The sequence below is a fragment of the Escherichia sp. MOD1-EC5950 genome (genome assembly GCF_002965345.1).
GTDB lineage: Bacteria > Pseudomonadota > Gammaproteobacteria > Enterobacterales > Enterobacteriaceae > Escherichia > Escherichia marmotae.
Genome location: NZ_PTSR01000002.1, coordinates 290,003 through 314,063, shown reverse-complemented (window position 1 = coordinate 314,063; position 24,061 = coordinate 290,003). Strand labels below are relative to the sequence as shown.

General features: G+C 44.7%; 27 protein-coding genes and 6 pseudogenes. 15 read left to right on the top strand and 18 right to left on the bottom strand.

Annotated elements, in window-relative coordinates:
• Positions 1-4: 4 nt before the first annotated feature.
• Both nudJ and rluE read right to left on the bottom strand, forming a co-directional pair.
• Entirely contained in the window at positions 5-466 is a 462-nt protein-coding gene (gene nudJ, locus BEA93_RS03905) for a phosphatase NudJ (RefSeq protein ID WP_000476079.1), read from the bottom strand.
• A gap of 9 nt (positions 467-475) precedes the next feature.
• The gene (gene rluE, locus BEA93_RS03900; RefSeq protein ID WP_001516210.1) at positions 476-1,129 is read right to left on the bottom strand and encodes a 23S rRNA pseudouridine(2457) synthase RluE; all 654 of its coding nucleotides are present in this window, start codon (positions 1,127-1,129) and stop codon (positions 476-478) included.
• A gap of 171 nt (positions 1,130-1,300) precedes the next feature.
• Here rluE and icd point away from each other — a divergent pair, with 171 nt between their 5' ends.
• Positions 1,301-2,551: an NADP-dependent isocitrate dehydrogenase gene (icd, locus tag BEA93_RS03895; RefSeq protein WP_105224295.1), complete on the top strand. Its 1,251-nt coding sequence runs from the start codon at positions 1,301-1,303 to the stop codon at positions 2,549-2,551.
• Between the two features lie 274 nt (positions 2,552-2,825).
• Here icd and BEA93_RS03890 read toward each other — a convergent pair whose 3' ends face one another.
• The 3 genes and pseudogenes from BEA93_RS03890 to BEA93_RS26300 form a co-directional block, all read right to left on the bottom strand.
• Positions 2,826-3,236, bottom strand: a complete 411-nt coding sequence (locus BEA93_RS03890; protein WP_001516236.1) for an ASCH domain-containing protein — start codon at positions 3,234-3,236, stop codon at positions 2,826-2,828.
• A gap of 182 nt (positions 3,237-3,418) precedes the next feature.
• Positions 3,419-3,514 carry a DUF1317 family protein gene (locus tag BEA93_RS24960; protein WP_109043792.1) on the bottom strand — a complete coding sequence of 32 codons (96 nt, stop codon included), beginning with the start codon at positions 3,512-3,514 and terminating at the stop codon, positions 3,419-3,421.
• Between the two features lie 112 nt (positions 3,515-3,626).
• Positions 3,627-3,773, bottom strand: a pseudogene (locus BEA93_RS26300) (exonuclease); the annotation flags it as partial.
• 195 nt (positions 3,774-3,968) lie between these two features.
• On the opposite strand from BEA93_RS26300, the gene emrE reads away from it, so the two are divergent.
• Positions 3,969-4,301 (top strand): multidrug efflux SMR transporter EmrE, encoded by a 333-nt coding sequence (gene emrE / locus BEA93_RS03875; protein ID WP_105224296.1) that lies wholly within the window; start codon positions 3,969-3,971, stop codon positions 4,299-4,301.
• 60 nt (positions 4,302-4,361) lie between these two features.
• Here emrE and BEA93_RS03870 read toward each other — a convergent pair whose 3' ends face one another.
• Entirely contained in the window at positions 4,362-5,405 is a 1,044-nt protein-coding gene (locus BEA93_RS03870) for an alpha/beta hydrolase (RefSeq protein WP_105224297.1), read from the bottom strand.
• 372 nt (positions 5,406-5,777) lie between these two features.
• On the opposite strand from BEA93_RS03870, the pseudogene BEA93_RS03865 reads away from it, so the two are divergent.
• The 4 genes and pseudogenes from BEA93_RS03865 (at position 5,778) to cspB (ending at position 8,248) form a co-directional block, all read left to right on the top strand.
• A pseudogene (locus BEA93_RS03865) lies at positions 5,778-6,316 on the top strand (kinase inhibitor).
• A 9-nt stretch (positions 6,317-6,325) separates the two neighbouring features.
• A pseudogene (locus BEA93_RS03860) lies at positions 6,326-7,120 on the top strand (helix-turn-helix transcriptional regulator).
• Positions 7,121-7,336: 216 nt separating this feature from the next.
• Positions 7,337-7,660: pseudogene (locus tag BEA93_RS03855) on the top strand (antitermination protein Q); the annotation flags it as partial.
• 372 nt (positions 7,661-8,032) lie between these two features.
• The gene (cspB, locus tag BEA93_RS03850) at positions 8,033-8,248 is read left to right on the top strand and encodes a cold shock-like protein CspB (RefSeq protein WP_000066486.1); all 216 of its coding nucleotides are present in this window, start codon (positions 8,033-8,035) and stop codon (positions 8,246-8,248) included.
• 279 nt (positions 8,249-8,527) lie between these two features.
• On the opposite strand, the gene ynfU is transcribed toward cspB, so the two are convergent.
• The gene (gene ynfU, locus BEA93_RS25555; RefSeq protein WP_001405948.1) at positions 8,528-8,698 is read right to left on the bottom strand and encodes a putative zinc-binding protein YnfU; all 171 of its coding nucleotides are present in this window, start codon (positions 8,696-8,698) and stop codon (positions 8,528-8,530) included.
• A 759-nt stretch (positions 8,699-9,457) separates the two neighbouring features.
• On the opposite strand from ynfU, the pseudogene BEA93_RS03840 reads away from it, so the two are divergent.
• Positions 9,458-9,764: pseudogene (locus BEA93_RS03840) on the top strand (terminase small subunit); the annotation flags it as partial.
• 184 nt (positions 9,765-9,948) lie between these two features.
• Positions 9,949-11,058: an alkene reductase gene (locus BEA93_RS03835; RefSeq protein WP_105224298.1), complete on the top strand. Its 1,110-nt coding sequence runs from the start codon at positions 9,949-9,951 to the stop codon at positions 11,056-11,058.
• Here BEA93_RS03835 and BEA93_RS03830 read toward each other — a convergent pair whose 3' ends face one another.
• On the bottom strand, positions 11,059-11,970 hold the full coding sequence (locus tag BEA93_RS03830; protein WP_016248625.1) for a LysR family transcriptional regulator: 912 nt from the start codon (positions 11,968-11,970) through the stop codon (positions 11,059-11,061).
• A gap of 228 nt (positions 11,971-12,198) precedes the next feature.
• On the opposite strand from BEA93_RS03830, the gene BEA93_RS03825 reads away from it, so the two are divergent.
• Complete coding sequence (locus tag BEA93_RS03825; protein WP_000092982.1) at positions 12,199-12,525, top strand: EthD family reductase; 327 nt, start codon at positions 12,199-12,201, stop codon at positions 12,523-12,525.
• A 112-nt stretch (positions 12,526-12,637) separates the two neighbouring features.
• Here the strand turns inward: BEA93_RS03825 and BEA93_RS03820 are convergent, their stop codons facing one another.
• Both BEA93_RS03820 and BEA93_RS03815 read right to left on the bottom strand, forming a co-directional pair.
• On the bottom strand, positions 12,638-13,354 hold the full coding sequence (locus BEA93_RS03820) for a YebC/PmpR family DNA-binding transcriptional regulator (protein WP_000532916.1): 717 nt from the start codon (positions 13,352-13,354) through the stop codon (positions 12,638-12,640).
• Between the two features lie 274 nt (positions 13,355-13,628).
• Positions 13,629-13,958: a YkgJ family cysteine cluster protein gene (locus BEA93_RS03815; protein WP_010376212.1), complete on the bottom strand. Its 330-nt coding sequence runs from the start codon at positions 13,956-13,958 to the stop codon at positions 13,629-13,631.
• Between the two features lie 52 nt (positions 13,959-14,010).
• Between BEA93_RS03815 and BEA93_RS26295 the strand changes: the two are divergent.
• From BEA93_RS26295 to ymgF, 3 genes and pseudogenes are all read left to right on the top strand, one after another.
• Positions 14,011-14,096, top strand: a pseudogene (locus BEA93_RS26295) (capsid protein); the annotation flags it as partial.
• A 672-nt stretch (positions 14,097-14,768) separates the two neighbouring features.
• Positions 14,769-16,292 carry a cyclic diguanylate phosphodiesterase gene (locus tag BEA93_RS03805; protein WP_105224299.1) on the top strand — a complete coding sequence of 508 codons (1,524 nt, stop codon included), beginning with the start codon at positions 14,769-14,771 and terminating at the stop codon, positions 16,290-16,292.
• Between the two features lie 170 nt (positions 16,293-16,462).
• Positions 16,463-16,681 carry a cell division-associated protein YmgF gene (gene ymgF / locus BEA93_RS03800; RefSeq protein ID WP_038355934.1) on the top strand — a complete coding sequence of 73 codons (219 nt, stop codon included), beginning with the start codon at positions 16,463-16,465 and terminating at the stop codon, positions 16,679-16,681.
• A 307-nt stretch (positions 16,682-16,988) separates the two neighbouring features.
• Here the strand turns inward: ymgF and BEA93_RS03795 are convergent, their stop codons facing one another.
• The 6 genes from BEA93_RS03795 to minC form a co-directional block, all read right to left on the bottom strand.
• Positions 16,989-17,324, bottom strand: coding sequence for a YmgD family protein (locus BEA93_RS03795; protein WP_000979974.1), 336 nt, complete (start codon positions 17,322-17,324; stop codon positions 16,989-16,991).
• Positions 17,325-17,327: 3 nt separating this feature from the next.
• The gene (locus tag BEA93_RS03790; RefSeq protein WP_000726984.1) at positions 17,328-17,672 is read right to left on the bottom strand and encodes a YMGG-like glycine zipper-containing protein; all 345 of its coding nucleotides are present in this window, start codon (positions 17,670-17,672) and stop codon (positions 17,328-17,330) included.
• A gap of 16 nt (positions 17,673-17,688) precedes the next feature.
• A complete protein-coding gene (locus BEA93_RS26290; protein ID WP_228988174.1) occupies positions 17,689-17,826 on the bottom strand; it encodes a hypothetical protein in 138 nt (45 codons plus the stop codon).
• A gap of 296 nt (positions 17,827-18,122) precedes the next feature.
• Complete coding sequence (gene minE / locus BEA93_RS03785; protein ID WP_001185664.1) at positions 18,123-18,389, bottom strand: cell division topological specificity factor MinE; 267 nt, start codon at positions 18,387-18,389, stop codon at positions 18,123-18,125.
• Positions 18,390-18,392: 3 nt separating this feature from the next.
• Positions 18,393-19,205: a septum site-determining protein MinD gene (minD, locus tag BEA93_RS03780; protein WP_000101053.1), complete on the bottom strand. Its 813-nt coding sequence runs from the start codon at positions 19,203-19,205 to the stop codon at positions 18,393-18,395.
• 23 nt (positions 19,206-19,228) lie between these two features.
• A complete protein-coding gene (minC, locus tag BEA93_RS03775; protein ID WP_001516251.1) occupies positions 19,229-19,924 on the bottom strand; it encodes a septum site-determining protein MinC in 696 nt (231 codons plus the stop codon).
• 128 nt (positions 19,925-20,052) lie between these two features.
• Here minC and BEA93_RS03770 point away from each other — a divergent pair, with 128 nt between their 5' ends.
• The 3 genes from BEA93_RS03770 (at position 20,053) to BEA93_RS03760 (ending at position 21,615) form a co-directional block, all read left to right on the top strand.
• On the top strand, positions 20,053-20,346 hold the full coding sequence (locus BEA93_RS03770; RefSeq protein ID WP_001516252.1) for a YcgL domain-containing protein: 294 nt from the start codon (positions 20,053-20,055) through the stop codon (positions 20,344-20,346).
• Positions 20,347-20,417: 71 nt separating this feature from the next.
• Entirely contained in the window at positions 20,418-21,077 is a 660-nt protein-coding gene (locus BEA93_RS03765; RefSeq protein ID WP_000284291.1) for a fumarylacetoacetate hydrolase family protein, read from the top strand.
• Between the two features lie 91 nt (positions 21,078-21,168).
• Complete coding sequence (locus BEA93_RS03760; protein WP_001516253.1) at positions 21,169-21,615, top strand: YcgN family cysteine cluster protein; 447 nt, start codon at positions 21,169-21,171, stop codon at positions 21,613-21,615.
• Positions 21,616-22,453: 838 nt separating this feature from the next.
• Here the strand turns inward: BEA93_RS03760 and znuB are convergent.
• A complete protein-coding gene (znuB, locus tag BEA93_RS03755; RefSeq protein ID WP_000571466.1) occupies positions 22,454-23,239 on the bottom strand; it encodes a zinc ABC transporter permease subunit ZnuB in 786 nt (261 codons plus the stop codon).
• Entirely contained in the window at positions 23,236-23,991 is a 756-nt protein-coding gene (znuC, locus tag BEA93_RS03750) for a zinc ABC transporter ATP-binding protein ZnuC (protein WP_001516255.1), read from the bottom strand. Before znuC ends, znuB begins: the two co-directional genes overlap by 4 nt.
• Between the last annotated feature and the right edge of the window lie 70 nt (positions 23,992-24,061).

Sequence of the window (24,061 nt, the reverse complement as noted above, 5' to 3'; positions counted from 1 at the left end):
CCTTTTAGATGACACCCTTTGTAAAAGGCCAGTTAAACTCGCCAATCATCTCCAGCGGATAATGTTGCCCGCTTTGATAACAACGAATACTTTCTGCCACTAATGGCGAGCGCAGATTTGGTGCCTGTAAAATCTCTTCAGCACTGACCCAACGGCAACAGTCGATATCACTGTCATGAGGGTGTGTTGGGCATATTTGCTCAAGCTCAATGGCAAACAGGAAGCGCAAAAATGGCGTCTTATCCGGCGCAATCCACTGATGCATACGGATGAAATATTGCGGTTGCGCGCTGATGCCGGTTTCTTCCCACAGCTCACGCGCCGCTGCTTCTGTTAATGTTTCATCCGCCTCCAGATGCCCGGCGGGTTGGTTCCATAACGCTTTACCATTAATCGTCTCTTCAACGACTAAAAATTTGCCTTCTGCGTGCACCACGCAGGCAACGGTAACGTGCGGTTTAAACATTTTGCGTCCTTATTCTGTCGCTTCTCGCCATTCGCCATTGGCAAGATTATCCAGCGTGTAATTACCCATCGCATAGCGAATCAGTCGCAGCGTGGGGAAACCAACATGGGCGGTCATGCGGCGCACCTGGCGATTACGTCCTTCATATAAGGTGATCTTAAGCCAGGAGGTAGGAATACTTTTACGCTCACGAATTGGTGGATTACGTGGCCATAACCACTCCGGTTCTTCAACCAGTTCCACACCTGCGGGCAGGGTAGGGCCATCATTTAAGGTTACGCCATTGCGCAAGGCTTCAAGTGCGTCTTGCGTGGGAATGCCTTCCACCTGCACATAATAGATTTTTCCGGTGCGTTTGCCCGGCTGGGTTAAACGCGCCTGTAACGCGCCATTATTCGTCAGCACCAGTAACCCTTCGCTATCTCTGTCGAGACGACCTGCCGCATAAACGCCCTGAACAGGGATGAATTCTTTTAATGTTTTGCGCCCGGCTTCATCGGTGAACTGCGGAAGAACATCGTAGGGTTTATTGAACAGGATCACGCGCGTGGGCTGGTTTTCAGGTTTGCGCCTGGTGGAACGTTGCGAGCTGAATCGCTTAACCTGGTGATTTCTAAAAGAAGTTTTTTGCATGGTATTTTCAGGGTTTATGAATTGCCGCATTATAGCCTAATAACGCGCATCTTTCATGACGACAAACAATAGGGTAGTATTGACAAGCCAATTACAAATCATTAACAAAAAATTGCTCTAATGCATCCGTGTGGCAGGACGCAAACGCATGTGCAACGTGGTGGCAGACGAGCAAACCAGAAGCGCTCGAAGGAGAGGTGAATGGAAAGTAAAGTAGTTGTTCCGGCACAAGGCAAGAAGATCACCCTGCAAAACGGCAAACTCAACGTTCCTGAAAATCCGATTATCCCTTACATTGAAGGTGATGGAATCGGTGTAGATGTAACCCCAGCCATGCTGAAAGTGGTCGACGCTGCAGTCGAGAAAGCCTATAAAGGCGAGCGTAAAATCTCCTGGATGGAAATTTACACCGGTGAAAAATCCACCCAGGTTTATGGTCAGGACGTCTGGCTACCTGCTGAAACCCTTGATCTGATTCGTGAATATCGCGTTGCCATCAAAGGCCCGCTGACTACTCCGGTTGGTGGCGGTATTCGTTCTCTGAACGTAGCACTGCGCCAGGAACTGGATCTCTACATCTGCCTGCGCCCGGTTCGTTACTACCAGGGCACTCCAAGCCCGGTTAAACACCCTGAATTGACTGATATGGTCATCTTCCGTGAAAACTCGGAAGACATTTATGCAGGTATCGAATGGAAAGCTGACTCTGCTGACGCTGAGAAAGTGATCAAATTCCTGCGTGAAGAGATGGGGGTGAAGAAAATTCGCTTCCCGGAACATTGCGGTATCGGCATTAAGCCGTGTTCTGAAGAAGGCACCAAACGTCTGGTACGAGCAGCAATCGAATACGCAATTGCCAACGACCGTGACTCAGTGACCCTGGTGCACAAAGGCAATATCATGAAGTTCACCGAAGGCGCGTTTAAAGACTGGGGTTACCAGTTGGCGCGTGAAGAGTTTGGCGGTGAACTGATCGACGGCGGCCCGTGGCTGAAAGTCAAAAACCCGAACACCGGCAAAGAGATCGTCATTAAAGACGTGATTGCTGACGCATTCCTGCAACAGATCCTGCTGCGTCCGGCTGAATACGACGTTATCGCCTGTATGAACCTCAACGGTGACTACATTTCTGACGCACTGGCAGCACAGGTTGGCGGTATCGGTATCGCCCCTGGTGCAAACATCGGTGACGAATGCGCACTGTTTGAAGCCACCCACGGTACAGCACCGAAATATGCCGGTCAGGACAAAGTAAACCCAGGCTCTATCATTCTCTCCGCGGAGATGATGCTGCGCCATATGGGTTGGGTTGAAGCGGCTGACTTAATTGTTAAAGGTATGGAAGGCGCGATCAACGCCAAGACCGTAACCTATGACTTCGAGCGTCTGATGGAAGACGCTAAACTGCTGAAATGTTCAGAGTTTGGTGATGCGATCATCAAAAACATGTAATCACTACATGTGTTAAATATTGTAACGGGCGTATAACACGCCCGTTGTTTTATGTAAGTTTGCTAACGGTTATCAAAATTTTATCAAAATAAGTTATCAAAACCTCTTAGTTGTTTGGGGTCGGTTGGTCAGTCAGATGACAGTTCTACTGCCAGGTTCCTATTAGACATTCCTCTATTTGGTGGACGCTCGTTAATATTTAGATCCGCTATGTGTCAGGTGCGGACATTGTTATAAATGCCAATTGATATAACGTCAGCTCGTTTATCTCATCTTACAGAACCTCAACAACTTCAAACTCTTCCATAATCAACTCCATATCTTCAGAAAAATGACCTTCCTGGGTGAAAAATCGTTGATGCTCTCTCTGCCAATATTCAAGGCTCAAATCGCCTTCACCTTCCTTGCGAGCTAACTCGGCAGTAACATCACAAAAACACACCAGTTGCATCGACACCAGCCTGGTCACGCATACCGGTACATCCTGGCCGTCAAGGATGATGTTATAGCTCCCAATCCTTGGGGCAAATTCTTCCTTCTGATAAGAGGCATAAGAGCCACAGGAGGCCGTTTTAATCCCTTTTTCTATAAGTGCTGCAAGCTCGTTAGCCAGTTCAGGGCTGTCGCCCATTTGCCAGGCATTCGCGTCCGGATATTTCATCTTTAGTTCATCAACCTTACCCATTACACGTCCTTTCTGATTGTAAATAATAGAGAAATAGCTGAGCATTAATTGTTCGAATATTAACAGTGATGCTTTCTTGCTAATATCATAGTTCGTTTTTCGCTCAAAGCGGGCTGTTTGGTTCTTTTTCATGTGGGGTGAGAAATTCAAGGAGGCGTTGAGACGTTTAAATTTTCACAACGCTACTTTGCGCCATTCTTTACCTCAATCATCATGATAACGATCGGTTTGACGAAAGTGATCGCGCCTGCGCGGATATTATCGTGAGTATGCTTCATCGCCATTGCTCCCCAAATACAAAACCAATTTCAGCCAATGTCTCGTCCATTTTTTCGATGAACTCCGGCACCATCTCGTCAAAACTCGGCATGTACTTCTCATGTCAGGCTACTTATTTCCTGAACGGGGTTTTGCTATCACGTTGTGAATTTCAGAAGCGGTAATGACGCTGAGCCGTAATTTGTGCCACGCATTATCTCCCTGTTTGACAGCCCTCACGTCGATCCCGGTACGCAGCAGGATAATGTCCGGTGCCATGACGCCACCTTCTGCTCTGTGGCTTTCTGTTTCAGTAACCAGTATAAATCAGGCAGCGGCTAAAGTGGCGCAGACAGGAATTCAGGTTATCGATGGTATATAAACGAACATCAATGAATGCACCGGGATGAAACCGGTGAGTTAAGTTCAAACTGTAGTACAATTCTCTCCGGTATTAACAGGAAAGACTATGCTATGAATCCTTATATTTATCTTGGTGGTGCAATATTTGCAGAGGTGATTGGTACAACCTTAATGAAGTATTCAGATGGCTTTACACGGTTATGGCCCTCTGTTGGTACAATTATTTGTTACTGTGCATCATTCTGGTTATTATCTCAAACATTGGCTTATATTCCTACAGGGATTGCTTATGCTATCTGGTCAGGAGTCGGTATAGTCCTGATTAGTTTACTTTCCTGGGGATTTTTCGGCCAACGTCTGGATCTGCCAGCCATTATAGGCATGATATTGATTTGTGCCGGAGTGTTGGTAATTAACTTGTTGTCACGAAGCGCACCACATTAAAAATAATTTCTTTTTAATCAAATGGAATATGTCAGCCCGCATGTAAATGCGGGCTGCTTTTTACAGGTTAGCGTTTGGGGTTTGTTGTTGGGTGGTGGTTTTCATAGGGACTCCCAGATTTTTAGTAAACCACTCAACAACCCTGTTTATAATAATTGGCTGATACCATGTATTATCTCCATGCTCAGCCCCTTCTACCAGCACGTACTCAGCATTATTGCCGTTCTTTTTCAACATTCTGAATAGTTTGGCACTTTGCTCCGGTGAAACCAGAGTGTCTTTGCTACCATGCATAATAAGAAATGGGGGTTTTACTCCTTTCATATGTCCGATTGGGCTGGCGTTTAGCGCTTTTTCTTTTGACGCTGTGATGGGGGCTCCCGCAAAATTTCTGAATGCAGGGCCATTGATCATTAAAGCTTCGGTTACGGCAGGAGATCGATGAACCTCCTGCACTGATTCAGGCAACCCCTCACCAATATTCAACAAGTCAGAAATCCCATAAAGTGTGGCAACTGCCTGAACATCTGATGATTGCTGAAGAAAGTCACCTTTATCAAAGGTTTTGTCACCATTTGTAGTTCCCATCATCTGGGCAAGCCATCCACCGGCAGAGTCACCCAGAACTCCGATTCTTTGAGGATCAACCCCATAATCGCTGGCATGCTCTCTCAGGTAACGTATTGCAGCTTTTCCATCCTCAACTGGCGCTGGAAATGTATCAGGAATTGTTCTGTATTCTACAGCGGCTACAACAAAACCAGCTTCTGCCAGAGCCATTCTCATTTCAATAAATTTGTCATGTTCAGAAGACATGAATCCGCCGCCAGGATAATAAATAATGGCTGGTTTCAAATCATTTGTTCGCGGGACAAGAACTGACATGTGAAGCTGTCTGACAGAACGGGTCCCTTTTATCTGGGAATAAACAACATCACCAATAAGATCGACCTGGTTTCTGGTCGATGAAACATTAATGACATCTGCACCAGGGGTGTAACCAGGAAGATTAGTCTGGACAGTTGTTGAACAATTCCCGACCGATATGACTACTGACATACCATACAATAATGTTGCGGATGATAGTATTTTGTTAATTTTCATATTTTACATGCCTTGACTTATCGGATGAAATTTTCTTAGCGAATTTAACGGCAACTTAAGAGTCGTACAACAGGAGGCATCTTAGGAAACTCAACAAGATGCAAAAAATCCTTGTCAGTGAAATTGCGCGTATTCTGGTTCAAAAATAGCCGTCTATAAATCATACTAACTTATGCCAACATGACTAATAATAAACCTAAAATCTATTTAGATAACATCAATATGATTCGTGCATATTATGGCTAATGCTGGGGTCTATTTTATAATTATGATTGCTTTTGCATGAACATTGCGTCTTTATGCATAATGAGATAAAGGAATATCAAATAAAATAACGATAGGTCATAACAAAGAGGTTTTTATGAAAAACTTATCGTTTCAAGTGTATTGGTATTCATCACATTTTCTGCGCAGGCCGCAGAGTTTCAGGTCACAAGTAGTGAAATAAAAACAGGAAAACAACTTACAAAGTCTCATATCTTTTCCGGATTTGGGTGTGAAGGTGGCAATATATCGCCTCATTAACCTGGTCTGGTGCCCCTGAGGGCACTAAAAGTTTCGCCGTAACTGTTTATGATCCAGATGCATCTACTGGTAGTGGTTGGTGGCACTGGACTGTTGTTAATATTCCAGCAACAGTAACATATTTGCCTGCTGATGCAGGAAGACGTGATGGTACAAAACTGCCGACAGGTGCTGTTCAAGGCCGAAATGATTTTGGCTATGCCGGATTTGGTGGTGCATGTCCTCCGAAAGGGGATAAACCGCATCATTACCAGTTTAAAGTATGGGCTCTGAAAACTGACAAGATTCCTGTAGATTCTAATTCCAGCGGAGCGTTAGTTGGTTATATGCTTAATGCCAATAAAATCACAACCGCTGAGATAACACCAGTTTATGAGATAAAGTAGGGTGAGAGTATGCTGGCAAAAGGTAAGACCAACCTAAAGATTGAAGAAATACGGATGCATAAACATCATGAGACTCATAGGGTTAGGGCTATTATGCCAGCTTTATGCCGTATCCGTCAGGGAAAAAATTATCAATTGGTAGACGCATAGTTTGACTGTTGATAATAATCAAATAATGTTATTTCCATGTGGACATGAGTTTTATATTGCGAATTATCCAGAAGCAGGTCTTTATCTTGCAGAAATGCTTTGCTTTTCCATTGAACTAATTGAAAAATTCAAAATTTTTTTGCGGTAACTGATCAAACACGTAACAAAACAGGGTTCTGTTTACCTCAGAATCCTGAGTTAATATATTGTTGGGAGCAGATAAAAATATCTATTTTTCGAGGTTTCTCAACTCAAATTCAGGAGCATTTAGCAATGGCTGTTCTACTTTCGTTAGGAGTAAATCATGCTAATTATTTACTTTTATCAGATAGTAAACAATCACTGATAAGTCATTGTTATAACCTGCTGCTATCCGAACCAGGAGCAAAATGGACAGCAAACAAGGTTGCGAGATATCTCTACATTTCTGTTTCCACATTACATCGCCGTCTGGCAAACGAGGGGGTAAGTTTTCAAAGTATATTGGACGATGTGAGGTTAAATAATGCGTTGTCTGCTATACAAACGACTATAAAATCCATAAGCGAGATTGCCAGAGAAAATGGTTATAAGTGTCCTTCTCGTTTTACTGAAAGATTCCATAATCGTTTTAAGATAACACCAAGAGAGCTAAGAAAGGCTTCCAGAGAGTAAAAGTATTTTAACTGTATCGATGTTTTTGGGAAATCAAAACGGCATAATTACCCTATCGGAGCCTGAACAACTCCGGTGGCTTCTGCGCTAAACAGGGACGTTTATGCGCACATACAATTTTTTGTATCCAGCGTTTGACCTCTGTGGAGGTGAAGCGTAAACCTGAGCTGAAGTTATCCGAAATGCCAACGCTGCTCGGATATACCGTCAACCTGGTGGGAGAAGAAACTATGTCAGTATTGTCATGGCAAGGGAGAAGTCAGCACGGTGAGCAGAGGGTGTAAGGGTAAAGGTATTGTCCTGGATAAAAAAGAATCCGGCTTCATGGCGTGCCTGTTTATAAGATGTGCGGACGTTGCAATGGAAATTGGTTTAGTCGTTTACCGCCCCCCAGGTGCGATGTCATGTCCAGAAGCTGGTTCCAGACATGACGGATTATCAATGGGATAAAGGATATGCTGACGTTATTGATAAACTGGTTACAAAGTGCTGGCAGGAAGAAGCGTATGTGAGGTGCAGTTAAGGAAATTGACAATATAAATAATTTTCAGCGAAGATGGCGGCATGATGCTTGCTTTTTGCTTCAAAAAACATGGGTGAGATTTTCTCAACGATGGGCTTTGTATATCCGGTGTTGAGAAAAAGTAGAAAACCCGCTAATGAGAGTTTTTTGTGTTTTAAATTGGAGGGGGTGGCTGGATGTCTAAAATAAACATTGCTTCTATGTGTACAACTATGCGTTAATGATTGCGTCGGTTTGAAGAACAGACGATATACGAAGTAGTTTACTAAAGCAGTTCTCATTTCAGGTGTTATTCACTTATTCCTTCTTTGAGTCTCTCCAATTAAGTACGAAGTCGTTTCTGTTATACAAACCATTTATGCCGAAAGGCTCAAGTTAAGGAATGTAGAATGTCAAATAAAATGACTGGTTTAGTAAAATGGTTTAACGCTGATAAAGGTTTCGGCTTTATTTCTCCTGTTGATGGTAGTAAAGATGTGTTTGTGCATTTTTCTGCGATTCAGAATGATAATTATCGAACCTTATTTGAAGGTCAAAAGGTTACCTTCTCTGTAGAGAGTGGTGCTAAAGGTCCTGCGGCAGCAAATGTTATAATTACCGATTAAAATCCAGGACTCGACTGTATACGATAACGAAGATGGCTGATGCCTGAGTAGAGATGCAGATAGAGTAATGGATATAGAATCCCATTTTGTGGTGAAGTACAGGTCTGCTGTATGAATAGTTTAATAGCAGAAGCTAACTGCTGGCATAGTAAAACAAAGTGCGTAAGTGGGTGACTCCCACAAAAAGCACCACAATCTCAAACCCGCTCAGGCGGGTTTTTTCTTATCTGATTTAAATATATTATTAAAATATCAAAGCTCTTGATAAGTAATCAAAAATCAGGCAACAGCTTTAAGATTTGTTTGGAATACTTTGTTGCAATGAGGGCAGATTAAAAGGGCACCTTTTTGTACTCTGGAAAAACTGTGTTCTGATTCTTGGGTGCAGTTTGGGCAGGAGCATTTAACGAGATAATTACGGCGTGATTTTGAGTCTTTACGTTCTGACATAGGCTTTTCCTGTGTAAATGGTCGTATACAATACACTAAATAACAAAACATATCGCGCATTATTATTTAATACATGGTTTTTAACCCTATTATTTTAAATTTCTGTTTTTTAGTGTTGTTGTGAACAATGTTTGCTGTAAAAACTAACCCGTAGACTCCGATCTTTTCAAACATACTGCACCATTCGCGCACATCGGGGGGAGGATATGAAATCCATTGATAATAACAACTGGCGTCGCCTGTGGCACATCGGCCTGTAATGCTGGTTTCTGGGCATTGCCGGAACTCCGTCACATTTCAAGATTAAAGAAGAGAGGCGTAAGACTGCGAGAGATGAATGATGCCGCCATCATTACGCAAGACTGTTGCGGTTGCTATTACTTCCAAAAATCGTTATTTCCCTCAGAGTGAGGAGCAGAAAAAGAGAATATGAGACAGGAATGCTCCTCTTATAACTGGACTTGGTGACTAAAATTTTGCAGGCCCTTTCCGGCAATCCGGCAGACTACGGGGGGGGAAGGCGCGCGGGTTTTCTCTATTTATGAAAATTTTCCGGTTTAAGGCGTTTCGTTCTTCTTCACAGTAACTTAATGTTTTTATTTAAAACACCGCCTAAAAAGAAAGAAAACGACAGTTACTGAAAATGGGCTTTTTGGCCTCTGCCGCTTCCTTCTCTGTTTTTTCCGTGGAATGAACAATGGAAGTCAACAAAAAGCAGTCGGCTGACATTTTTGGTGCGAATGTCCGTACTATTCAGAACTTACACGTGCGCAGACCGACGCACAGGAGCTGAAAATACCAGAGACTCTGCTGAAGTGGTGGAAACCGCATTTTGTACTTTTGTGCTTTCACGGATTGCAGGTGAAATTGCCAGTATTCTCGACGGAATACCCCTGTGGTGCAGCAGCATTTTCTTGAGCTGGATAACCGGCATATTGATTTCCTGAAACGGGACATCATCAAAGCCATGAACAAAGCAACCGCACTGGATGAACTGATACGGGGCCGAGTGAATATATCGACCGCTGTCTGGAAGACTGTTATGTGCCAGAAGCAGATGTACTGAGCCTTCATCAACTTTGCGGCAGGCTTTATCTCCACGTGGGACATCACCTAAAAACAAAAATATGACGGCTTAATACTGAGAGAACACTAAATGTAGAAATTATGTCTACTTAGTTCGGACCAGAGTGCTGTTTTTTTATTACGTCGTTGAGACCATCATACTTCCTCCAGTAAAGGAGATAAAAATGGAAAAATTATTTACCCCGTTTCAGGCCGGTGACACTAACTTGGCAAATCGCGTCGTTATGGCACCAATGACCCGCTCACGGGCAATTTCAGACGATACTCCAGATGAACTGACTGCAAAATATTATCAGCAGCGCGCATCTGCAGGGCTCATTATTACAGAAGGATCGCAAATCTCCGTCCAGGGACAGGGTTATCTTTTCACTCCCGGAATCTACAGCGATGCTCAGGTGCAGGGATGGGGAAAAGTTACAAAAGCGGTCCACGACGCTGGCGGAAAAATTTATATTCAACTTTGGCACGTCGGGCGAATTTCTCACACAAGTTTGCAGGCTAATGGACAGGCCCCCGTCAGTTCGGTGGCAGTTAAAGCCAATAATTCCACCTGCTACGCACGCGACGAAAACGGCAAACCCGGTCCGGTTCCGGTATCGGAACCCCGTGCGCTGTCGATCACCGAGATTAAAGCCGTGGTGCAGGATTACGTTCTGGCCGCTAAAAATGCTATTCGGGTGGGCTTTGATGGTGTTGAGATCCACGCCGCCAATGGCTATCTGCTTGAGCAGTTTATTAATGGTGGGCTGAATACTCGCAAGGATGAGTACGGTGGCGCGGATACTGACAATCGCCTGCGCTTTGTTCTGGAAGTGACTGACGCAATCTCTACGGCCATCGGCTCAGGTAAAACGGGTATCCGCCTGGCTCCCTTCGGGCGTCTGTTTGACATGCGTCCTTTTGATGGCGAGGAAGAAACCTGGCTGATGCTTGCTGATAAACTCAGCGCCCGTTCTCTCTCGTATGTTCATCTGAGCGACCAGCAAACACTGGGAGAACAGGCCATCCCTGCCGGGTTTATTGAAAAATTTCGTGCAGCTTATTCCGGACCTTTGATTATTACCGGTGGCTTTGATAAGCAGCGTGCCGAAGCATATCTCCAGGAGGGGAAAGCTGACCTGATTGGTTTTGGTCGGCCTTACATTGCGAACCCGGATCTTGTGGAACGAATGGTTAATGACTGGCCGTTGAATGACGTTAACCGGGCAACGATGTACGGCGGAGATGAAAAAGGCTATACAGATTACCCCTTCTGGTCCGATAGCAGGGAATAATTAATCAAGCAGGCCGTCTTCCGCAGCCCTGACCAGGGTATCCACTACATAGCGGATTTTGGGCAGCAGTTGGCGGCTTTTTGGCCACAGCGCGCTGATAGGCATCTCCCCGCCGGAGTGTCCGGGCAGCACTTCCCGCAATTTACCCTCGTCGAGATATCTGCCCACCAACCAGAGGGGGAGTTGCGACAATCCCCCTCCCGCCAGGGTAGCAGCGAGCATCGCGTCACCATCGGCAAACTCATGGGTCGGCGGAGGGACAAAGCGGCTGATTTGGCCATCCCCCTCTTTCAGCAACCACGAAACAGGCTGGTTACGGCGAAAGCCGACAACGCACTGATGGTGATTCAGGTCATCGATACTGACAGGCTCGCCGTGGTTGAACAGATAATCTGGAGAGGCGCAGATCACCAGCTTCTGGGTTGTCAGTCTTCTGGCAACCAGCCCACTGCTGTCTGACAGCTCACCAATGCGAACGACAAGATCGATCCCCTCATCAATCAGGTTAACGAACCGCTCGCTGAACGTAACGGTCAACGCCAGTTCGGGGTAGCGTCGGGTGATATCAAGCAGGATAGGAAGGATGCGCTGTCGTCCGAAGGCTGCAGGTAAATCTACCCGCAGGCGCCCGGAGGGCTGGCAGGTATGTGACGTCAGTTCCGCCTCAGCCTGCTCCAGGATATCTATTGCGCTCTGGCAACTGGCAAGAAAACGCTCGCCATCAGGCGTCAGGCTCAACCGACGGGTGGAACGTTGAAAAAGCTTCAACCCGAGGCGGTCTTCCAGACGACTGACGCTTTTTCCTATGGCAGACTTTGTCAGCCCCAGCTTTTCCGCTGCTGCCGTAAAACTTCCTTGCTGGGCTGTGGCGACAAAAGCCGTAATTCCCCCCAGATGATCTGTTCTTCTCATAATTGTCCGTGAGAGGTATTAGCCCTGTATATATAGATTTATTTTACAATAAATTGAAAACGATTTGTAGAATCTATGTCTACTCAGAGACGAGTGAAAGCGTGTTTATCGCACGAAGAAAAACAGCCATAGTCACCTTCTCTATTACGCTTCATCTAAATTGCAAGACGATGCCGGATTTCGCCGGCCAGTTTTACAAAAACATGAATTAATACAGAGGAGAATATGATGTCATCTGCTAACGGTTTCAAACATGTGGGCTTTCTTACCCGTAAAAAAGGACAGAGCTTCGACGATTTTGTTAAATACTGGGATGAGGTACATACAGCGATAGCGCTCAGACTCCCCGGCTTAAGAGGTTATGTACTCAACCCCATCGATCGGGAAAAATATCCCGATTCCCCCGTCGACGGTTTCTCCGAACTGTGGTTCGACTCACTTGAAGACGCTATCGCAGCATTCAATTCTCCCGTCGGTAAAGAAGCCTATGACGACGTGTCCAATTTTGTTGAACATGCTGCCATTACCTACATCACTGAAATCAGAAAGCGCTAATGCCTTAACATGCCGGGAGCGGTAGAGGTACTGGATTTAATGCGGAGTTTTTAGGTAAATCTAAGATAAGGTGAAGAAATCTGCCATAAAGGCAGATTTCTTAAATTCATAATTAGAGATTTGCAACGTTATGATATACTTTTTGAACATCATCATCATCTTCAAGGGCATCAACAAGTCCCTCAAAGATTTCTAAATCTTCTGGTGAAAGCTCAACTTCTGATTGAGCAATCATTTCTAATTCTGTTGTTGAGAACTCAGTAATTCCGGCTGCTTTTAGCGCTGCAATTCCTTTGTGAAGGTCTGTAGGCTCAGTATAAATAACGATATTTCCTTCTTCTTCGGTCACATCGCGAACATCAACTTCAGCATCAAGCAAAATTTCAAAAATATGGTCAGGATCTGTTCCTTTAAATACAATCACTCCAGTATTGTCAAACATATAGCTGACAGAACCTGCCGCTCCGATATTTCCGCCTTTTTTGTTGAAAATTGTGCGAACATTAGCAATCGTGCGGTTAACATTTGAAGTTAACGTTTCGGCGATAATCATTGAACCATTGGGGCCAAAACCTTCATAACGTCCTTGTACGAACGTTTCATCTCCGCCACCTTTAGCTTTATCAATTGCTTTATCAATGACGTGTTTTGGAACTTGTGCCTGCTTCGCACGCTCAATAACGAATTTTAAAGATGTATTTAATTCAGGGTCTGGTTCACCTTGTTTAGCTGCAGCATAGATTTCTACACCGAATTTTGCATATATTTTAGACGTTGCACCGTCTTTAGCCGTTTTTTTAGCAACAATATTGGCCCATTTACGTCCCACTGGAATGATCTCCTCGAAATTTATTTACATTACCGACAAGTTGATAACTTGTGTTTTTTCATCGTATTATATTATATCATAACATGAAAAAATTCGTCTATGGGAATATAAAATATTCTATTTTCACGCAAGGATATTTAATTTTAACGATGTTAATTATTGTCGATGCGTTATTTTATGATTTCATTTTTCATTGTTAATAATTAAACCGCAACAATAATGTCGCGGTATGGTTGATTTTGACACCTGAATGCCTTATTAAGGATGCGCGGTTTTAAATTGGCGGTAGCCCATATTTAGCTCGGGCGCGATTACATGCCTCATTAATTTCTCCATGCTCGCCAGACATGGCGAATTCTCTACATGTGGATGAGCGATTCTTGTATATTGTGCAGCAGGCGTTTTTTCCAGGCGTTCCAGCCAGGGCAACACAGCGTGGATTCTTCTGGTTAGTACCGCGCATACATCGGTGGTAAGGGGATATCTGCTCAGTCAGATGAGCCGGTATGGTGCCGCCTGCATCATCAGCTTCGGCCCAGTAAAAAGAGACGCGGAAAAATGCACAACAGGCACCACACGTCATGCATGGATTCGGATTGCTCATAATTCACCAGTACTACTATTTAAATATCACAACGAAACCGCAGACACGTCATATGAAAGCACGTGCCTGCGGCAGGCTGGCGAACTTTCTATAGTGCGAGTATTGAATGATTACCAGCCGTTATCAATTTTACATATCTATTTAGATATGACCAGACAAGTTGAATGCAAACTGGAAGAGTTAATCTTTACAATTTGTAACGTGGTGGTTTGTGAAAAGTGAACGTCTTATGTAACCAGAGTCTGTATTATATTGTCCCTATAGTCCGACTTGCTAAATATAGCGATTAGTGATTTCTTTTTAATTCTAATTGGTTAGGTAAGTTCATCAGAAAAAGTTATTTTTCTTGTTTTAACGTGTAAGGCTTATATTACTGCTATCCGTGTTTCACATTCATTCTAGTGATTTTGCTGTATGTATTGGTGCTGATTTGGGATGTGGCTATTGAGCGACATGGTCTGGCATCTCCATCTTATGATCTGGAGCCGCCGCTATCGAAGAAAAGACGCGGGGGCACGTACTGGAAAATTAACACCCACCTTACCAGCGAGGCCCCATCGACGTTGTGCCAGTTCATCATATCCTTACTTATTGATAGCTTATGTATAAAAGTGAAGGGGACACAGAGAACTTTGCCTGACCAATATTCTTGTTCCGTTTTGTTGTCCAATGCTTTTTCTCTGCTTTAAGTTACGGCATAGAGGGCAAAATTTCATCAAGAGTATGGATATTTCTGGTTCTCTCTACCATGCTCTTTGTAGACGCCAGATTGAGCGAATGAACACAAAATAATGGCCCCGGGACACGCAAATGCGCAATACACTTATCCCCATCCTCGTTGCGGTGTGCTTGTTTCTTACTGGTGTGTCTATTTTGAATTTTCAGCTCTGGTATTCCGCAAAAGCAGAGAGCCTGGCGGGGGCGAGGTACGCCGCTAACAACATTAATCATATTCTTGAGGAAGCGTCACAGGCGACTCGAACGGCAATGAAAATTGCCGAGAAGAGGTGTGATCTGGATGAACAATACCAACTAGGTACAGAGGCTGCGCTGAAACCACATCTGCGGACGATCATCATTCTCAAACAAGGTGCAGTCTGGTGTACATCGCTACCAGGTAATCGGGTTCTGCTATCCCGTATTCCTGTTATATCTGACAACAATTTGCTATTGGCTCCGGCGATCGACACCGTAAATAGATTACCCATCCTCCTTTATCAGATTCAATTCGCTGATACGCGTATCCTGGTGACAATTAGTGACCAGCATATCCGCGGGGCGCTCAATGTGCCGTTGAAGGGGGTGAAATATACTTTGCGCGTGGGGAATAGCATTATTGGACCGTCAGGAGATGTGACAACTCTCAATGGCAGCCATCAATTTTCTGGACGGGTAAATTCCACAGAATATCATTTCAGTATTATCTATAACCAACCGCCGCTATTTAATTTCACCAGACTTATCGATAAAGGTTTGGGTATTTTGATATTCAGCCTGTTAATCTCCTGTTCTGCTGATTTTTTGCTTGATAAATATTTTAACAAGAGTGACACGCCTGAAGAGATCCTGCGTAGAGCAATAAGCAATGGTGAAATTGTACCTTTTTACCAACCCGTGGTTAATGGCCGGGAAGGGACGTTACGCGGCGTAGAAGTACTTGCCAGGTGGAAACATCCTCGCGGAGGATATATTTCACCCGCAGCATTTATTCCACTTGCTGAAAAATCAGGGTTGATAGTTCCGCTCACCCAAAGTCTGATGAACCAGGTCGCCACACAAATGAACGCGATCGCAAGTAAACTGCCGGAAGGTTTCCATGTAGGGATTAATTTTAGCGCCTCACATATTATTTCGCCTACGTTTGTTGAAGAGTGTCTGAAATACCGGGACAGCTTCACGCGCCATGATTTGAATCTCGTTCTTGAGGTTACTGAGCGTGAAGCTTTGCATGTTGATGAAAACCTTGTCCAGCGACTAAATATTCTGCATGAAAATGGCTTTGTCATTGCGCTGGATGATTTTGGTACGGGGTACTCGGGACTTTCTTATCTCCATGATCTGCACATCGATTATATTAAGATTGATCACAGTTTCGTTGGTCGGGTCAACGCAGATCCAGATTCCACCCGAATTCTGGACTGTGTGCTGGATCTGGCGCGCAAACTTTCTATCAGTATTGTTGCCGAAGGTGTCGAAACGAAGGAGCAACTCGATTACCTGAACAAAAATAATATCACGTTTCAGCAGGGGTATTATTTCTATAAACCGGTGACGTATATTGAGTTAGTCAAAATTATTCTCTCAAAACCGAGGGTGAAGGTGGTTGTTGAGTAAATATGTACTAATTCACGTAGCATGATGATGTCTGGCTAAAAAATGATCGAAAAGACTCTGTGGTGGTGCAATTGTAGACAGATAATTAGCTCGTTGCGTCTTGTTACTATTGTTCATTATTTTGTTTGCTATAATTATCTGAAATTGTTTTCAGGATCGCCGTCAGTAGCATGAACAATAGTAATAGCCTGGATTATTTCACTTTGTATATCATCTTCTCCATCGCGTTTATGCTGATCACCATTCTGGTGATCCTGTTCGCCAAACCCAGCATCTGGCTGGGAGAAGTGCTGGTTACCATAAATTTAATCAATGCACTTGTTTGGTTGGTGATCAATTTACTTAACCGATTAAGAGAAAAGTTTGTAAGTCAAAGGGATCAACATTAATCTTTTTCATTATATTTTGATAATCTGGACTTATAGAATATTTGATCAGGCGTGTTTATAAGTCCAATCATTGAATAATTAATCGTTAAAACTGAAAAACTATCCGGGTTTAATTTGAGGAATTGCTTTAGCGGTGAGTAACGCGTATACGAATATGATTGCAGGGAAATAGTTTTTGTGAAGAATAAAAAACTAAATCAATAAAATCACCAAAATAAATAATCAGTGCTTCAGTATTGTCTGTAAGTCTGTTCACCCGCTAAAAATACACCGCGTCGAATCAATCGGCGCGGTGCTACATTATCGATTATTTTTTACCGATGGCACGCATGGTGTCATCAATTGCGGTAATTAACAGCATTTGCGGATCTTTGGCACAAACCTGATTCAGTTTTTCTACCACTTTGGCACTCAGTTCCGGTGATTGCTCAATCTTTAAATCACGGCTGGTAACGCTGGCGTTACCCATTACCGCAACGATATCTGCAACCTGTGCGCTGTCAGTTTTTGCCATTTCGTTGGCTTCTGCGCAGGTAATATAGGTTTCTGCTGGCAAACCATTCTTAATATTATAGTCCTGAGCCCAGGTCATTGGTGCGAAGACGAACAGCCCCGCCAGTAAAGCAAATTTTTTCATCATCATTCCTTATTTCATTTTACCCAGAATTGCACCACCCGTACCGCCAATTACGGCACCTTTAATTGCGCCTTCAAGACCATTGCCGGTCAGAACGCCAGTGACCGCGCCAACGGCGGCACCCACTTTTGCGCCTTTACGGGCATTTTTACCATCGTGGCCTTTTTCTGTTACTGCACCAACGCCAGCGCCCACTGCAGCACCTTTCAGTACGCCATTAACACCATTGCCAGTCAGTAAACCAACGCCTGCGCCTAACAGTGCACCTTTCGTGGTGCGATTCATATCCGCCATCGCTGGCGCGGAGCAGAGCAATGCTGAGATAAGCCCTAAGGCGAGTATTTTTTTCTTCAACTTAGATGTCCGGTATTTAGTAAGTTGCACACACAATAATTTCGTCTTCAATTAAGAACAGCTTAACTAAAGAACGCTCTCTATTATTCAGATAATTCAAAATGAGCGCGGTTTGTATAATAAGAATTATGGTTTTTGCTTGAATGGGAATAATCTTAAATAATAATTAACTCATTGATTTGAAATGTTTATTCAAGAAATGTCATCAAATGTTAACGTGGTATTGTAAAGGTAAGGTGATCTGAAATATCAATATTATTGTGTAATTTATATGTGAACAATATTTATCAGAAAACGTAATGTAAGTGATTATCTTCTGGCGGCAGTAATGTGAATCTGTTTGGCGGGGAAGGGGGTAGCCAGGCAGAGAAAAACTTAAATCGGATGTAATCTGACAGATACCTGTATAAATCACCGGTAACTGTCAGATCAGGTCTGAGCTAATACGGCTTATTTCAGCTCTTCTGCTTCCGGCAAGGTCACGTTAAGCTCAAGGATGGAAATATCACCATCTTTTTGCTCAAGCTGAACAGTCACCATCTCGGGATCGATTTGTACGTATTTACAAATGACATCAAGAATATCTTTACGCAACTGCGGCAGATAGTGCGGTTCTGCATCGCTGCGCCGGCGTTCAGCAACAATAATTTGCAACCGTTCTTTTGCAATATTGGCCGTGTTTTTCTTCCGTGAGAGAAAGAAATCGAGTAATGCCATAACTTATCCTCCGAACAAGCGTTTGAGGAAACCTTTCTTCTCTTCTTCAATGAAGCGGAAAGGGCGTTCTTCTCCCAACAGACGTTCTACGGTATCAGCATAGGCTTTACCCGCATCGGCGTTGATATCGAGAATAACCGGTTCCCCCTGGTTAGAGGCGCGCAATACTGATTGATCCTCTGGGATCACGCCGACGAGCTTGATGCGCAGGATCTCCAGTACGTCTTCCATGCTCAACATGTCGCCTCTGTTAACGCGGCCTGGGTTATAGCGCGTTAATAGCAGGTGCTCTTTAATCGGTTCTTCACCGTTTTCTGCTCGACGGGATTTCGACGCCAGAATACCTAAAATACGGTCTGAGTCACGAACTGATGAGACTTCCGGGTTCGTGGTTATAATAGCTTCATCTGCGAAATAGAGCGCCATTAATGCACCGGTTTCAATACCCGCCGGTGAGTCACAAACAATAAACTCAAAATCCATTGCTTTTAGGTCATCAAGAACTTTGGCGACCCCTTCGCGGGTAAGGGCGTCTTTATCGCGAGTTTGTGATGCCGGAAGAATATAGAGGTTTTCAGTACGCTTATCTTTAATTAAAGCCTGATTTAGCGTTGCATCGCCCTGAATGACGTTGACGAAATCGTAAACGACCCGGCGCTCGCAACCCATAATCAGGTCGAGATTACGCAAGCCGATATCAAAATCGATCACGACAGTTTTCTTTCCCTTCTGGGCCAAACCAGTGGCGATGGCCGCGCTGGAGGTTGTCTTTCCAACGCCCCCTTTCCCCGAAGTAACAACAATAATGCGTGCCATAAAAATTCCTTGTTAAAAAGGGATCAATTTAACGATTGAACGGTCAAAGCGTTTTCGACTAATTGCAGCCGTGCCGCTTTGCCATAAAATTCTGCTGGGATTTTATCACTCAGCCAGTATTCACCTGCGATAGAGACCAGTTCTGCCATCAGGCTCGTACAAAATATTTGTGCTTCCCGATCACCACTTGCCCCCGCCAGCGCACGACCGCGCATCATGCCATAGACATGAATGTTACCATCTGCGATCAATTCTGCCCCTGCGCTAACATGACTTGTAACAATCAGATCACATTGTGGCGCATAAATGCGCTGACCGGAACGCACTGGGGTATCTATTAAGCGCGTTTTTGTGTCCGGCGTTGTATTTTTCGCAGGAGCCTGGGGGGCAGGAGCTGGACGCGGCGCTTTTTCCTTTCCTTCAGTCAGGATTGGCAACCCCATTTTTTCGATTTCAGCTTTCAGTTTCGCATTTTTGCAGCCACTGACACCAATGATCCGCAAGCCCGTTGCCGAGATAGCTTTATGCATTGCAGACCAGTTGACCTGTTCTTCGAGGCCACTGACATTGAGTACGATGGGGGCATGCTTTAAAAATGCGGGAGCCTGAGCGATTTTGTCTTCCAGCGCCTGATGAATAACCTTAGGTTCTGCCTCATGCAGATGAACCACAGATAAGGTGAAGCTGCTACCTTTAAGCTCGATTGGCGTGTTTGACATCCTGGCCTTACTCAATTAGCTAATTACCATCATCATCAGCGTGCGATGATATTACGAAGACTATAAGGCATGTTATAGTCTGGATTATATTGAGGCAAGTCACCCCCCCATTTATTCAGAGTAAAATTATGTTTTGTGTGATCTATCGAAGTAGCAAACGTGACCAGACCTATTTATATGTTGAAAAAAAAGACGACTTTTCGCGTGTTCCAGAGGAGCTGATGAAAGGTTTTGGTCAACCTCAACTTGCGATGATTCTTCCATTGGACGGGAGAAAGAAACTGGTAAATGCCGATATTGAGAAAGTTAAACAGGCATTAGCTGAGCATGGCTATTATCTTCAATTGCCACCACCTCCCGAGGATTTGCTGAAGCAACATCTTTCTGTGATGGCGAAAAATACAGACAGCACTAAAAAATAACCGATATCCGGCGGTGGCACCATATTTGTCGGAGCGGGTTTTAAGAACCACGATGAAGTGAGAGGAACGTTATGTATCAACATCACAACTGGCAAGGTGCGCTGCTGGATTATCCGGTGAGTAAAGTGGTCTGTGTTGGCAGTAATTATGCCAAACATATTAAAGAGATGGGGAGTGAAGTGCCTGAAGAGCCAGTGTTGTTCATTAAACCCGAAACGGCACTGTGCGATCTGCGCCAGCCATTGGCCATCCCCTCTGATTTCGGTGCGGTTCATCATGAGGTTGAACTGGCGGTGTTGATCGGCGCGACGCTACGCCAGGCCACGGAAGAGCATGTACGCAAAGCCATTGCCGGTTATGGTGTGGCGCTCGATCTGACATTACGTGATGTTCAGGGAAAGATGAAGAAAGCCGGGCAGCCATGGGAAAAAGCTAAAGGGTTTGATAACTCTTGCCCACTGTCCGGGTTTATTCCCGCTGCAGAGTTCACTGGCGATCCACAAAATACGTCGCTAGGCTTAAGTGTAAATGGTGTCGTTCGTCAACAGGGTACAACGGCAGATATGATCCATAAAATCGTTCCGCTGATTGCTTATATGAGCAAGTTTTTTACCCTCAAGCCTGGTGACGTTGTACTAACAGGCACGCCTGATGGTGTTGGACCACTACACAGCGGTGATGAACTGATCATCACTTTCGGTAGTCATTCGTTGACAACTCGCGTTTTGTAATACTTTTTGCCGCCTGAAAGAGGCGGCAATACTTGCAACGCTGTGCCAGACTGGTTATAAGGTGCGTTTTAACGTAATGGCGGAACACCTGATGAGCGATATACCTTTCTGGCAAAGTAAAACCCTGGATGAAATGAGCGATGCAGAATGGGAGTCGTTGTGTGATGGTTGTGGTCAGTGCTGTCTGCATAAACTGATGGATGAAGATACTGACGAAATCTACTTCACTAACGTCGCTTGCCGTCAGCTTAATATTAAAACCTGTCAATGTCGTAACTACGAACGCCGCTTCGAGTTTGAACCTGACTGCATTAAATTAACCCGTGAGAATCTGCCAACATTCGAATGGCTACCGATGACCTGTGCTTATCGGTTGCTGGCGGAAGGGAAGGCATTGCCAGGGTGGCACCCACTGATTACCGGTTCGAAAGCGGCAATGCATGGTGAGCGAATCTCCGTACGTCATATCGCGGTGAAAGAATCAGAAGTGATCGACTGGCAGGATCATATACTCAATAAACCTGACTGGGCACAGTGAGCAACTGAAACCGAAGGGATTACTTGTTTTGTGCATGGGGCATTGTTGGTGCATCAGAACTGAAATTAGCATCCAGAATTGCCAGTGGATTGCCATTATTGTCTGACACCCATCTGAGCAGAAATCTGCCCCATTTGTGCAGCAATGACCTGCGCTTAGTGCTCTACAAGCAAATGTGCGCCTTGATTTGTACACGTTACAAACACATAGCTGCTCTTTTTAGAATGTTGTTTCAGTTAGCACCAAATGAGCCAGGTGCATGCCGTTTACCACCTTTGTTATTTCTTGCCATCAAGTGAGGAACGAAGATGAACCTCAATATAAGGTTATTTACCTATTCTGGTAAAAGCCATCTGAATTATCAGCACATTAATAACGGCCTGCCTAAGATTGATCATCCGTATACCGCTTTCTGTTTCTGATGATGTGAAATGATCTTTAATCGCAAGATTGCATTTGATGGTAATTATCCATTTTTTGTATAAATATTTCCCCTGCTAATACATATATTTCGCCGTGCCACACTACTGTATTTATTACCAGTTTCCAGAGATTATGTATCTGCCTGTACGGGCATTTTCCAGAGAGACGATAATATCCCTCACAAGTGAGAGGGGTTTGATCTGATTTCGCTTTTTTGAGAGGGAGAATAGCTGTAAAAGGAGATTTGCTAATATAGCCGTTTAATTCGTCGAACCCGAACGCGGGTCTCATTCAGAACATATACAGATTTATGTTCTCACTGTTCGATCGTTCTTAACGGTATGTTTTTTTTGATTATGTCCGCAATGTGGTGGCCTGGTTGATGAAACTGGCACTGTATAGTGCCAGTCGCAACTTAGCTGGTCTGCTTTTTCATCATACTGAGAATGAACAACAGCGCTGCACACAACACCACCGAGGGGCCTGCTGGCGTATCGTAAAACGCGGAAAATGTTAAACCGCCCGTTACAGCAACCATTCCTACTACAACAGCGACACCAGCCATCTGTTCCGGCGTGCGGGCAAAACGGCGCGCAGTAGCCGCAGGAATAATCAACAGCGAGGTAATAATCAACGCGCCAACAAATTTCATTGCTACGCCAATCGTCAATGCGGTCACCAGCATCAACAACAATTTCACACGCTGTAATTTCACACCATCAACAAACGCCAGATCCGGGCTAATCGTCATCGACAGTAAATTACGCCATTGCCAGAACAGAATCGCCACCACGATAACCACGCCAATCGCAATAGCGATAAGATCTTCCGGTGTTACTGCCAGCAAATCACCGAACAGGTATGCCATCAAGTCAACGCGAATGTTAGACATCAGGCTGACGACGACCAGACCCAGCGACAATGCACTGTGCGCCATAATTCCCAATAACGTATCGATCGCAAGTTGTGGGCGCTTCTCCAGCCATACCAGGCCGCCCGCCAGCAGCAGCGTAACCGCAATCACCGCATAGAAAGGATTCACATCCAGTAACAAACCAAACGCGACTCCCAGTAAAGACGCATGAGCCAGCGTGTCACCGAAATAAGACATACGACGCCAGACAACAAACGAACCCAGCGGACCTGCAGCACAGGCCAGCATGATCCCGGCTAACCAACCGGGAAATAATAATTCAATCATGAGCGATCATTTCCCCGACGCAGAATAATTCGCCCTTGTAAATCGTGGCGGTGATTATGATGATGGCGATAGATACCTAGCTGTTCAGCACCCCGAGGTCCGAACATCGAAATAAATTCCGGATGCAGGGAAACGACTTCCGGTGTGCCGGAACAACAGATGTGATGATTCAGACAAAGTACTTCATCGGTTTTGGCCATCACCAGATGCAGATCGTGAGACACCATTAAAACGCCGCAATCCAGTTCGCGGCGCAGTTGGTCAATAAGGTCGTACAGCGCAACCTGACCATTCACATCCACGCCCTGAGTAGGTTCATCCAGCACTAATAATTGCGGTTGATTTAACAACGCGCGTGCCAACAATACACGCTGCGTTTCACCACCAGAGAGCTTTTGCATTGGCGCGTCAATCAGATGCCCGGCCTGAACGCGTTTCAGTGCAGGCAGAATGTCTTCTTTATGTGTACTGGGGCGTAAGCGTAAGAAACGGTTTACAGTTAGTGGCAACGTGGTGTCGAGATACAGCTTCTGCGGCACATATCCGATGCGCAGTTTTCCGTGGCGCTTGATAACACCTTCATCAGGTGTTACCAGTCCGAGCACAACCCGCACTAGCGTCGACTTACCGGCACCGTTCGGCCCAAGTAAGGTCAAAATTTTTCCAGGTTTAAGTTCCAGCGACACATCAGAGAGGACGCGGCGTTGGCCAAAAGAGACCGAAACATTTTCCAGGGAAACCAGACTTGTCATGTTAATTTTAGTCTTGCAGTAGTCATGAAATGTTATAATATCACACTTCTCATATTCATTACGATGATTG